Origin of the sequence: Cobetia sp. Dlab-2-AX, assembly GCF_024124625.1 — a bacterium.
Taxonomy (GTDB): domain Bacteria; phylum Pseudomonadota; class Gammaproteobacteria; order Pseudomonadales; family Halomonadaceae; genus Cobetia.
Genome location: NZ_JAMXRV010000011.1, coordinates 26,697 through 38,738, shown reverse-complemented (window position 1 = coordinate 38,738; position 12,042 = coordinate 26,697). Strand labels below are relative to the sequence as shown.

Below are 12,042 nucleotides of genomic sequence, written 5' to 3'. Positions count from 1 at the left end.
CCGAAAGGCTATGAGCGACTACAAGCACACTTTGAATCTGCCCGATACCGACTTCCCGATGCGCGGCAATCTCCCCAAGCGTGAGCCGGAGCAACTGGCGCGCTGGAACGAGATTGACCTCTATGCGCGTCTGCGTGAAGCAGGCAAGGGCCGTCCGAGCTTCGTGCTCCACGACGGCCCTCCCTATGCCAACGGCAATATTCACATCGGTCATGCCGTCAACAAGATTCTCAAGGACATCATCGTCAAGTCCAAGACGATGGCGGGCTTCGACGCGCCTTACGTGCCGGGTTGGGACTGTCATGGTCTGCCCATCGAGCACAAGGTCGAGACGACCCACGGCAAGCACCTCGAGTCCGAGAAGGCGCGTCATCTCTGCCGTGAATACGCTGGCGTGCAGGTGGAAGGTCAGAAACACGAGTTCATCCGTCTCGGCATCGTCGGTGACTGGGGCAACCCGTATCGCTCCATGGACTTTGCCAATGAAGCCGGTGAGATCCGTGCGCTGGCCGAGATGGTCAAGGGCGGTTATGTCTTCAAGGGTTTGAAGCCGGTCAACTGGTGCTTCGACTGCGGCTCTGCGCTGGCGGAAGCGGAAGTCGAGTACGCCGACAAGACCTCTGATGCCATCGACGTCGCCTTCGCGGCAGACGACAGCGCGGCACTGGCCAAGGCCTTCGGCCTCGAGTCATTGAGCAAGCCGGCGGCGATCGTGATCTGGACCACCACCCCGTGGACCATCCCGGCCAACCAGGCGCTCAACGTTCACCCGGACTTCGTCTACTCGCTGGTCGACACCGGCGAGCGCCTGCTGGTGCTTGCCGAGGAGCTGGTCGAGGACAGCCTCGCGCGCTTCGGTCTGAGCGGTGAGACGCTGGCGACCGTCAACGGCGCGGCGCTGGAGCTGATCAACTTCCGTCACCCGATCTACGAGCGTCTGTCGCCGGTCTACCTGGCCGACTACGTCGAGACCGGTGCCGGTACCGGTATCGTCCACTCCGCCCCGGCCTACGGCGAGGATGACTTCCATACCTGCCGTCGTTACGGCATGAGCTTCGACGAGATCGAAAGCCCGGTGCAGGGCAACGGCGTGTACGTGCCGGATCTGCCGGAATTCGGTGGCCAGTTCATCTGGAAGGCCAACCCGAACATCGTCGCGCGTCTGGAAGAGCTCGGCGCGCTGATGGCGCACGAGAAGATCACCCACAGCTACATGCACTGCTGGCGCCACAAGACGCCGGTCATCTATCGTGCGACGGCCCAGTGGTTCGTCGGCATGGACCTCCCCGGCACCGATGGCGTGACCCTGCGTGACAAGGCGCTGTCCGCCATCGAGGACACCGCCTTCATCCCGGCCTGGGGTCAGGCGCGTCTGAAGAGCATGATCGCCAACCGTCCGGACTGGTGCATCTCGCGTCAGCGCAACTGGGGCGTGCCGATTCCGCTGTTCCTGCATCGCGCGACGGGGGAACTGCACCCCGACAGCGTGGCGCTGATGGAAGCGGTCGCCGATCGCGTTGCCGAGCACGGCATCGATGCCTGGTGGTCACTCGACAGCCAGGAGCTGCTGGGCGATGAGGCAGAGAACTACGAGAAGGTCACCGACACGCTGGACGTGTGGTTCGACTCCGGGACGACCCATTGGCACGTGCTGCGTGGCTCGCACCCGCATGGTCACGAGCAAGGCCCGCGTGCCGACCTGTACCTGGAAGGCTCCGACCAGCACCGTGGCTGGTTCCACTCGTCACTGCTGACCGGCTGTGCCATCGACGGCCACGCGCCCTACAAGGCGCTTCTGACTCACGGTTTCACCGTGGATGCGCAGGGTCGCAAGATGTCCAAGTCCGTCGGCAATGTGGTTGCGCCGCAGCAGGTGATGGACAAGCTGGGCGCCGACATCCTGCGTCTGTGGGTGTCCTCCAACGACTACTCCGGCGAGATGGCCGTCTCGGACGAGATCCTCAAGCGGACCGCCGACGCCTATCGTCGTATCCGCAACACCTCGCGCTTCCTGTTGTCCAACCTGAACGGTTTCGAGCCGGAACGCGATGCACTGGCCTTCGATGACATGCTGGCGCTGGACCAGTGGGTGGTCGATCGCGCCGCCCAGCTGCAGGCGCGTGTCGAGCTGGCCTATGAGGAATACCGCTTCCTCGACATCTATCAGCAGGTGCTGACCTTCTGCTCGCGTGAGCTGGGCGGCTTCTATCTGGATGTCATCAAGGACCGCCAGTACACCACTCAGCCGAACTCGCGGGCGCGTCGTAGCTGCCAGACGGCGCTGTACCACGTGATCGAGGCGCTGGCACGCTGGATTGCGCCGATCCTCTCCTTCACCGGTGAAGAGATCTACGCCAACATTCCGGGCCCGCGCAAGGACACCATCTTCCTCGAGACGGCCTACACCGGCCTGACCACCCTGGCGGATGATGCCCCCATGGGGCGTGAGTTCTGGGAGCAGGTGCTACACGTCAAGCAGGCGGTCAACAAGACGCTGGAAGGCGCGCGCAACGCCGGTCTGGTCAAGAATGGCCTGGCGGCGGAAGTCACGCTCTATGTCAATGACGAGCTCAATACGTTGCTGGCAAGTCTCGGCGACGAGCTGCGCTTCGTGATGCTGACCAGCGGCGTGACCCTGGCGCCTCTCGAGGCGGCCGGTGAGGCAGAAGAGACCGAAGTGTCCGGCCTCAAGGTGGCGGTCAAGGTCAGCGAGAATGCCAAGTGCGAGCGTTGCTGGCACCACCGTCCGGAAGTCGGCACCCTGCCGGAACATCCGACACTGTGCAGCCGCTGCGTGACCAACCTGCCGGATGGCGAAGGCGAGACGCGTCACTTCGCTTGATCGCTGATGCGACCGCAGCATCGTTCAGCCTCCGCTGAGCGCTGATATCGAACGCCGGGCTCTGGCCCGGCGTTCGTGTCTTGCCGGTCGCAGACTCATTTTACGACAGGAAGGTAACATGACGTCTTCTTCACAAGGCCCCGCGACGGATACCCCCTCGGCCGGCAGTGAGCCGATGCGCTCGCCGCTGCGCTGGCTGTGGCTGTCGCTGGTGATCGTGGTGCTGGACCTGGCCACCAAGTGGCTGGCCAGCAGTTCGCTGGTCTATGGTCAGGCCAACGAAGTGCTGCCGATCTTCAATCTGACGCTGCTCCACAACACCGGCGCGGCGTTCAGTTTTCTGGCCGGCCATGATGGCTGGCAGCGCTGGTTGTTTGCGGGTATTGCGGTGGTGGCAGCCATCGGCCTGAGTATCTGGCTTGCGCGCCTCAAGCGTCACGAGACCTTCACCGCGCTGGGCATCGCGCTGGTGCTGGGGGGCGCGCTTGGCAATCTCTATGATCGTGTCGTGCATGGCTACGTGGTGGACTTCCTGTCCTTCCACTGGGGCAATGCCTTCTTCCCGGCCTTCAACGTGGCGGACGTCGCCATCAGCCTGGGAGCCGTGGCACTGATTCTTGAATCTTTCCGTGGCCGCTCCGAATGAGCGCCACAAGCGAGGTCAGCATGAGCGAGCATCGTATCGCCGATAACATGGAGGTCAGCCTCCATTTCCGTCTGCGTCTGGAAGACGGCACCGAGGTGGACTCCACCTTCGACAAGACACCGGCCACCTTCCAGGTGGGTGACGGCAATCTGCCGCCGGGCTTCGAGCGTTCGATCATGGGCATGGCGGCGGGCGAGACCGGCAGCTTCACGATCACGCCGGAGCATGCCTTCGGTCAGCACAATCCGCAGAACGTCCAGACCGTGGCACGAAAGAGCTTCGATGAAGAGATCGAGGTCGGCATGGTGATGTCCTTCGCCGAGCCGTCGGGCTCGGAGCTGCCGGGCATCATCCGCGAGATCGATGAGCGTGACGTCCAGGTCGACTTCAATCACCCGCTGGCCGGGCGTACCCTGACCTTCGAGGTCGAGGTGCTGTCAGTCGCCCCCGCGACCACGCACTGAGTCTTCTTTCCAGAGGTGCGCTCCCCCGTGAGTGCACCTCGCCATCAAGCGGAGCCTGTCATGCAGATCAAGTTGGCCAACCCGCGCGGTTTCTGCGCCGGAGTGGATCGCGCCATCGATATCGTCAACGGAGCGCTCGACGTGTTCGGGCCGCCGATCTATGTGCGTCATGAGGTGGTGCACAACCGTTTCGTGGTCGACTCCCTCAAGGAGCGCGGCGCCATCTTCGTCGAGGAACTGCACGAAGTGCCGGATGACGTCATCGTCATCTTCTCGGCACACGGTGTCTCGCGTGCCGTGCAGGAAGAGGCCGAGCGTCGCAACCTCAAGGTCTTCGATGCCACCTGTCCGCTGGTCACCAAGGTGCACATGGAAGTCCTGCGCTATGCGCGCAAGGGCCAGGATTGCGTGTTGATCGGCCATGAGGGTCACCCGGAAGTCGAGGGCACCATGGGCCGCTATGACGCTTCCCAGGGTGGCACCATCCACCTGGTGGAAGACGAGTCCGATGTGGCGCGTCTGGAGGTCAAGGACCCGGAGCAACTGGCCTTCGTCACCCAGACCACATTGTCCATGGATGACACGGCCCGCGTGATCGATGCGCTGCGCGAACGCTTCCCGGCGATTCAGGGTCCGCGCAAGGATGACATCTGCTACGCGACCCAGAATCGTCAGGATGCCGTGCGCATGCTGGCAGAAGCCTGCGATGTGGTGCTGGTGGTCGGCAGCCCCAACAGCTCCAACTCCAATCGCCTGCGCGAACTGGCCGAGCGCATGCAGACCCCCGCCTGGTTGATCGACGATGCGCAGCAGATCGAGGCCAGCTGGCTCGAGGGGATCGGCAGCATCGGTATTACCGCCGGGGCCAGCGCCCCCGAAGTGCTGGTGCAGGGCGTGATCGATCGCCTGATGGCGCTGGGAGCCTCGGCACCCGAAGAGCTTGAGGGTCAGGAGGAGAATATCGTCTTCTCCATGCCCAAGGAGCTCAAGGAGCGCTTGATCGCCTCGGACCAGATCCGCGAGCTGTAACGCCTTGTAAATTTCTGCCAGTGAAGGAGCCGCGACCCTGTCGCGGCTTTTTTTGTGCGCGTCCTTCGTGGTTTGCCATTAAATTCAGTATTTTCTTGTATAAGCAATGGCATTCTTGAGCACGATCGTTGATCAACCTGGTGTGTATTGAAAAAAAATGTAATACCCAGTTACCAAAATGATACATAATGGAGGTATAGTTCGTATTCTGGAGACTTTCCCATGCCACGACTGTTCTCGGTCATCGGTGTCAGCAGTGCAGGTGCACGCCGCAAGCCGAAACCGGGGCGCGGGGCAGCTGGCAGGCGTCGGGCTCAGGGCTTCACCCTGATCGAGATGATGATGGTGGTCGCGATCATCGGCATTCTGGCGGCGGTCGCCATTCCCTCCTATCTGGGTTATGTGGAGCGCAGCTGGCGCTCGCATGCCCAGCAAGCGCTGGGGCAGCAGGCCAGACAGCTGCGTGGCTTCTACTCCCAGAATTTCTCCGAGGCCCCCGTGGGGGATGATGACCAGCCGATGGATGGCGTCAGCCGTATAGAGGACAGCGGTGGCAATCTTCGCTACCTGATCACGTATCGCAGTCTGTCTGCCTCGGCCTTCGTCCTGCAGGCGACGCCTCAAGGGGCACAACTCAATGACGACTGCGGCATACTGTGGATGGACCAGGACATGAATACTGGTGCCGAAGGAGGAGGTCGGTGCTGGTGATGGTGGGCCCCTAGAAGGCAGACGCGAGTCCGGCATGGCCGGTCGACCCTTAGCGGCAAGGAGACGTATCTCTCATGCGCCAATCCCGTGGTTTCACCCTGATCGAGCTGGTCGTGACGGTGGCGATCATTGCCATCATCGCGACCTGGGCGGTGCCGGCCTGGCAAGGCCTGGTGCAGCGCTCTCAGGTGGAGTCCGATGTGCGTGCACTGACCCATGCGCTCGGCATGGCGCGCAGCACCGCCACCACGCGCGGTGTGGATGTGAGTGTCTGTCCCTATGCGCCGAGCGTTGCCACCCCCAATCCCACGACCTGCGACGATGATTGGGCGAATGGCTGGGTCGTCTATGTTGGAAGTACTTCCAATTTCACCCTCGACGACCGCCTGTGGATTCATCAGGACAGCAATGCGGTTGCCCAGTCGGGGGGCGCCTCCAGGATCACCTACAACGATCGCGGCACGTTGACTAGTGGCAACAGTACGCTGGTGTTCTGTGCGGCCTCCGATGCGACCTCTGTCGTCGTGGCACCTTCGGGTCGCGTACGCCTTGAATCAGGAGGGGACTGCTCATGACAGCATTGTTGATGACCACATCCCTCAAGAAAGCCCTGCAGCCGAGAGTGCTGAGGAAAACAGTGCTGTCTCGCCTGCAACGGCGCCGTTCCGCTCGGCATTCTCAGCGCGGCGTCGGCCTGATCGAGGCGCTGGTCGCGGTCATGCTGCTGGGGGTTTCCCTGCTGGGGCTGGGGTTGTTGCAAGTTCAGACGCTGCAGCATCAGCGCGTCAGCTACAGCAATACCGTGGCACAGCTGCTGTCGCTGGACATGGCTGAACGTATCCGCGCCAACCTTGAGGCTATCGATCAATATGACGATGCCGACACCGCCAATGCGCCGGTGGATGGATGCAGCTCGGACTGCGCGCCCGCAGAGCTGGCAGACCAGGACATCATTGATTGGCGTGACGCCATCATCGGCTCCACGCTGACCAGCGGCGTCGGCAGCGTGGAAGTCGACGAGCGTGTCGTCGGCGGGGCCGGCATCGGCGTTCACGACGTCAGTGTCCAGGTACAGTGGAGTGACCCCATCAGCGGGGGAGTTGACCAGCAGACCTATCGTTTCGAGGTAGAGCCATGAACCGCTGTTCCCCTGCAGCGGCCCGCCGACGTGCCGCCCCCGACACCGTCCGACCTCATGGCCCGAAGCGCCAGGCGGGTATCGGGCTTGTCGAGCTGATGATCAGCCTGGTACTGGGACTGCTGATCACGGCCATGGCCGTGCAGATGTTCTCGACCTCACGCAGCACGGTGAGTACTCAGGAAGCGCTTTCCTATCTGCAGGAGTCAGCCCGCTACGTGTCCTTCCGGCTTCAGCCGCTGATGCGCAATGTGGGCTACGCAGGCTGTGCCAATAGCCGCGATATCACCAATGCCAGCTCAGTGGATGCCTCTCACGATCTCACGGCGCCCTTCGGGGGGCAGCAGCGTACCCAGCGGGGCCTCAGCTATTTCAATCTGACGTTCGTCGCTGCCAGCAAGGACGGCGATGAAACCACGCTGACCAGCAGCATGACGTCGCTGGGTGGTCCACTGTCCGTGCGCAACGGTAGCGAAGCTGCCTTCGTGACCAACGAGTATGCGCTGGTCAGTGATTGCAGCAGCACCGATGTCTTCAGGGTGTCAGGCACCACCCAAGGTAATGTGGAAACCAACGACACCCTGTCACGTTCCTATGGCAGCTCTCAGTCCTCGAATGCCTATCTCTACCCGGTGCAGGCCTGGGAGCTGCGGCTGGATGACCAGGCCAACGATTCCTCGGTGCGTGCACTGTATCTCGACCGTATCGATGCTGCTTTCGCACGGGAAGAACTGGCCTCCGGCGTACAGGGATTCGATGTCAGTTTCAGCCTGGATACCACCGGCAATGGCAGTGTCGATCGCGTCAAGGTGCCGGCCGCCACGGTGCGCAGCGAGGGCCGTTGGGATGAGGTGCGTCGTATCGAGATCGCCCTGACGCTCGAGAGCCTGCCGGGAGTGGTGCCGGGCGGGGATAATGATGGGCGTTTGACGCGAACCTTCAATCTCACGTTCACACCGCGCAATCTGCAACTGAGGGGCAGCTGATGAATACATCGTCTTCAACGTCCAGAGTCTGCGCGGTCACTCGGGGGGCAGCACGTCAGCAAGGTATCGCCTTGCTGATCGTGTTGATCATGCTGGTCGTGATCGGACTGCTGGCCGTCACGGGAGTCGAGGACAGTCAGCTGCAGACACGTATGGCCGTCAACAGCCGCAACTTCGAGCAGTCCTATTACAACGCGGAAACCAGTCTGAGCATCGGCGAGCGCGCACTGCAGGAAGGCCTGGAGGATGGTACCTGGAACCTGAACAGTTTCGATGATTCCGCCGGGCTGATGCTGGCGCTGCCCGAGAATGCACCGCCGATCAACCCGCTCTCGGAAGCGGATTGGCAAGCCAACGGCATCCAGACGCTGGACAATGATACCGGTGCGGTCATCGGAGCCTATGTGATCGAGTATCTGGGCAAGGTCGGCGAGCCGCCGCTGAATGCCAGCAACGAAGTGAATGCGGTAGGTACGCGCCTGGATGCCTTCCGTATCAACGCGATGGGCACAGGAGGCGGCAATGGTGCCTCCTGGACAGTAGTGCAAAGCGAGATGGAACTGGGCCCTTACTTCTGAGAGGAGCATGAACATGCGTTATCTGCTGAGTGGTGCCCTATGCCTTGTCGCCTTGCCCTGTCTGGCGGCCCCCGGGGAAATCGCCCGCGCCCCGGTCACGGAAGCGACCGGGGTTCAGCCAAATATCCTGTTCATTCTGGATGATTCGGGCAGCATGGCCTGGGAGGATACGCTCAACAAGGGGGTGGAACACTGGAGCCTCCAGCCGGCTTCCTCACTGATGGGATACACCGGGGTGTATTCCAAGAGCCTTGTCACGGTAAGAAACAATCATGATGCCGATGATCGTATCTTCAGCTATACGGATCTTGGCGGGGCCGTCGGTGCCTGCATGGGTTTCAATGTCATGGCCTACAATCCTGCGCTGACCTACACCCCCTGGGCAGGAGTGGACAAGGCGGGTATCGCCTATCAGAACATGCGCCTGTCGTACGTCCGGGATGACCCCTACGAGCCTACCAGCTGGGCCAGGCTGAACAGCGATGTCTACTATGTGCGCTGGGACGACAATGGCGATGGGGACTATGACTATGGTGAATGCGGGCTCTACCGGGATGGTGCGGGGCGCCTGTATCTGGACGACGATCATGTCGTAGAGGTGGATGACCTGTCCGCGGCTCAGCAAGTCAACTTCGCCAACTGGTTCACCTACTATCGCGACCGCATGCTGGTTGCCAAATCCGCCATGGCCGGTGTAATCAATGCCAATGAGTCCCGGGTCGGGCTACGCACCATCCAGGGTCGCAACAACCGCAACGTCGCGGACATGACGGACTCAGATGAGCGTGATGATCTGATGGAAGAGCTGTTCACCGCCTATCCCTCCGGTGGCACCCCTCTGCGTACCGCGCTCAAGAATGCCGGTGAGTATTACTCCAGCACTGGTCGTTCAGCCCCCATTCTGAGTGCCGATGCAGGCGGCATGTGCCAGCAGAACTATTCCATCCTGATGACTGACGGCTACTGGAATGGTTCAAGCCCCAGTGTCGGAAACGTCGATGGTGGCAGTGGCGACTTCATCAGTGCCAGTCATCGTGACAGCTATTCCAATACGCTTGGCGATGTCGCGATGAAATATTATCGCGAGGACCTGCGGACTGACTTGATCAACAGCGTGCCTACCATACCGGGAGTGGATGAAAACTCCGCTCAGCACATGGTGACCTACACCGTCGCTTTTGGTGTGGATGGCTCGCTGTCCGAGAACCCTGCTGATCTTGAATCTGCCTTTACCTGGCCGCAGCCTTCCGCCAATGCCAATACCACCATTGATGATCTGCGCCATGCGGCCTGGAACGGACGTGGTGAATATCTCAGCGCCGCCAATCCGCAGGCATTGATTGATGCGCTGAACAATATCGCGCAGTCCATCGCAGGGCGCGCGGCCAGTACCGGTAGCCTGGACATCAGTAGTGGGGGGCAGACCAGCGGCGCATACGTGATTCAGACCATCTATGACCCCGCTGATTGGTCGGGCGATGTCGTGGCACGCAAGATTGGCAGCAATGGCACCTTGAGTCAGACCTCGGAATGGTCCGTCGCGGAGTGGTTACGTGAGGATGCCAGTCGTAGCACAAGCCGCAAGGTGATCACCTACAACCCGGGTATCACCGAGGTGGATGAGAAGGCGTTCTTCTTCAATATCGAGGAGGCCGGATCACTGGAGGCCGAACAGGTACTGGACCTCGTGGGTTTCCTCGATGAAACACTTCTGTCAGACACGTTGTTGGCAACGCTGCGGAGAACCGTCCGGGATGATGACGACGACGACGACGACGACGACGACGATGACGATGACGACGACGATGATGATGGCATTCTTGGCAGTGTCGGCTCAGTGGTAGGAGGTGTCGCCAGTGGCGTGACTCAGCTGACGGGGCGCGTCCTGGACACTACCGGTACTTTCCTGAAGCTGGATGGCGCCAATCTTGGCGTCAGAACGTCGGATCTCGAGAATCTGATCGGCTACCTCAAGGGTGACGATGCCTACGAGGGTACCTTGTTCCGCGAGCGTGACGACAACTATCTCGGGGATATCGTGCATGCCTCGCCGGCGATCGTCGGTCCGCCTTCGGCCAGCTATCGCAATGACATGGAAGTGTCTTCGTACCGCTCTTTCAAGACGCTGTATGAGGACCGCCAGAACATGATCTACATCGGTGCCAATGACGGCATGCTGCACGCCATCGACATGGAGACCGGTGAAGAGAAGTTCGCCTACATGCCGTACGCCGCCTTCAGCATTGAGAACGGGCGTGGTATTCGCCAGCTCGCTGATCAGAACTATGTCCACCAGTACTATGTCGATGCCACGCCAGTTGCGCGTGACGTACATGTCCAGTTGGGCGATGAGGATGCGCCCGGTTGGCACTCGGTTCTGCTGGGTGGGCTGGGCGCTGGTGGCAAGGCGGTCTACATGCTGGATATCACCGATCCTGAAGGCTTCGAATCATTGGGTGAATCCGACGGCACCTCGCCGGCCGAGATAGTGCAGTGGGAATTCACGCACGAGGATCTCGGCTATACCTTCAGTGATATTCAGGTAGCGCGTCTGGATGACGGCAAGTGGTATGCCATCTTCGGCAATGGCTACAACGCCGACAGCGATGGACGTGCCAAGTTGTTCATCGTGGACCTGGAAGACCCCGACAACTATGCGCTGCTTGATTCTCAACAGGGCAGCAATGCTGGTGGTTCCTGCACCTCTGCCAGCAGTGACTGCAATGGCATGTCGAGTCCTGAGCTGGCCGACATCGACGCCGATGGCATCACCGACTGGGTCTATGCCGGCGATCTGCATGGCAATGTTTGGGTATTCGACATGCGCGAGTTCTCGCTGAGCAACATCGGCAGCAGCGAGATGTCGCGTCTGTTCCAGTCATGTGCCGTTGCCTTGAACAGCACGTCATCGACCTGTCCGGCGGCTTACCGTCAGCCCATCACATCGCGGGTAGCCGTGGCACGCAGCGGTGTCTTCAACAGCACCGTCGATACGCCGTACCTGAATGTGTACTGGGGCACCGGGCAATTGCTGACGCTGCAGGATGCGGTCGATACCTCGACGCAATCCTTCTACAGCGTGCTGCATACAGGGTCCTCGACTCGTCGTCATCATGGCCAGCTGGAAAAGCAGAGCTTCTCCAATATCAGCGGCGTGAGTGACGCGCGGACGGTCACGGGGGTAGGCGTCGATTATTCCAATCAGAACAACAATGGTATGCAGTACGGCTGGTATCTGGAGCTACCGGACTCCGGTGAGCGTCTGGTGACCATCCCGGCTGTCCGTGGTGATCTGATTGTCTTCAATACCACCATCCCGGGCTCCAATGGCCCCTGTACTGGCGGTGCCAGTGGTTGGCTGAATGCGCTCAGCTTGCGCAACGGTCTGCAGCCGGTACGCAGTTACAACAATGTGCAGCAGGTCTTTGATTACAACGGTGATGGCGAGGTCAACGCGAGCGACAACGTCAACAGTCAGGTCGTACTCTCGATCAAGACAGAAGGCGAGCCCACCTCACCGAAATTCCTGGGTGATACCCAGTATGTCGGTCAGGGTGGCACCAATCAGGTGGTCGAAATGGCCATGGACTTCGGGATCGATGGGCTGGAAGGCCGTAGTGCCTGGTATCAGCTGCGCTAGGAGAGAGA

Annotated in this window: 10 protein-coding genes; all 10 read left to right on the top strand. The window is 60.9% G+C overall.

The annotated features are described in order from the left end of the window. The first annotated feature begins 10 nt into the window (after positions 1-10). The 10 genes from ileS (at position 11) to NH396_RS15090 (ending at position 12,034) form a co-directional block, all read left to right on the top strand. Positions 11-2,842, top strand: coding sequence for an isoleucine--tRNA ligase (ileS, locus tag NH396_RS15140; RefSeq protein ID WP_176678149.1), 2,832 nt, complete (start codon positions 11-13; stop codon positions 2,840-2,842). A gap of 118 nt (positions 2,843-2,960) precedes the next feature. Next, on the top strand, positions 2,961-3,488 hold the full coding sequence (gene lspA / locus NH396_RS15135; RefSeq protein ID WP_054556926.1) for a signal peptidase II: 528 nt from the start codon (positions 2,961-2,963) through the stop codon (positions 3,486-3,488). Positions 3,489-3,508: 20 nt separating this feature from the next. Continuing rightward, a complete protein-coding gene (gene fkpB / locus NH396_RS15130) occupies positions 3,509-3,952 on the top strand; it encodes an FKBP-type peptidyl-prolyl cis-trans isomerase (RefSeq protein ID WP_176678148.1) in 444 nt (147 codons plus the stop codon). A 60-nt stretch (positions 3,953-4,012) separates the two neighbouring features. After that, entirely contained in the window at positions 4,013-4,981 is a 969-nt protein-coding gene (gene ispH, locus NH396_RS15125) for a 4-hydroxy-3-methylbut-2-enyl diphosphate reductase (RefSeq protein ID WP_176678147.1), read from the top strand. A 222-nt stretch (positions 4,982-5,203) separates the two neighbouring features. Beyond that, complete coding sequence (locus NH396_RS17110; protein WP_176678146.1) at positions 5,204-5,692, top strand: type IV pilin protein; 489 nt, start codon at positions 5,204-5,206, stop codon at positions 5,690-5,692. A 74-nt stretch (positions 5,693-5,766) separates the two neighbouring features. Then, positions 5,767-6,267, top strand: coding sequence for a GspH/FimT family protein (locus NH396_RS15110; RefSeq protein ID WP_176678500.1), 501 nt, complete (start codon positions 5,767-5,769; stop codon positions 6,265-6,267). After that, positions 6,264-6,830: a type IV pilus modification protein PilV gene (pilV, locus tag NH396_RS15105; protein WP_176678145.1), complete on the top strand. Its 567-nt coding sequence runs from the start codon at positions 6,264-6,266 to the stop codon at positions 6,828-6,830. Before NH396_RS15110 ends, pilV begins: the two co-directional genes overlap by 4 nt. Then, the gene (locus NH396_RS15100; protein ID WP_176678144.1) at positions 6,827-7,816 is read left to right on the top strand and encodes a prepilin-type N-terminal cleavage/methylation domain-containing protein; all 990 of its coding nucleotides are present in this window, start codon (positions 6,827-6,829) and stop codon (positions 7,814-7,816) included. Before pilV ends, NH396_RS15100 begins: the two co-directional genes overlap by 4 nt. Further along, the gene (locus NH396_RS15095; RefSeq protein WP_176678143.1) at positions 7,816-8,394 is read left to right on the top strand and encodes a hypothetical protein; all 579 of its coding nucleotides are present in this window, start codon (positions 7,816-7,818) and stop codon (positions 8,392-8,394) included. Before NH396_RS15100 ends, NH396_RS15095 begins: the two co-directional genes overlap by 1 nt. 13 nt (positions 8,395-8,407) lie before the next feature. Then, entirely contained in the window at positions 8,408-12,034 is a 3,627-nt protein-coding gene (locus NH396_RS15090; protein WP_176678142.1) for a PilC/PilY family type IV pilus protein, read from the top strand. Positions 12,035-12,042 lie beyond the last annotated feature (8 nt).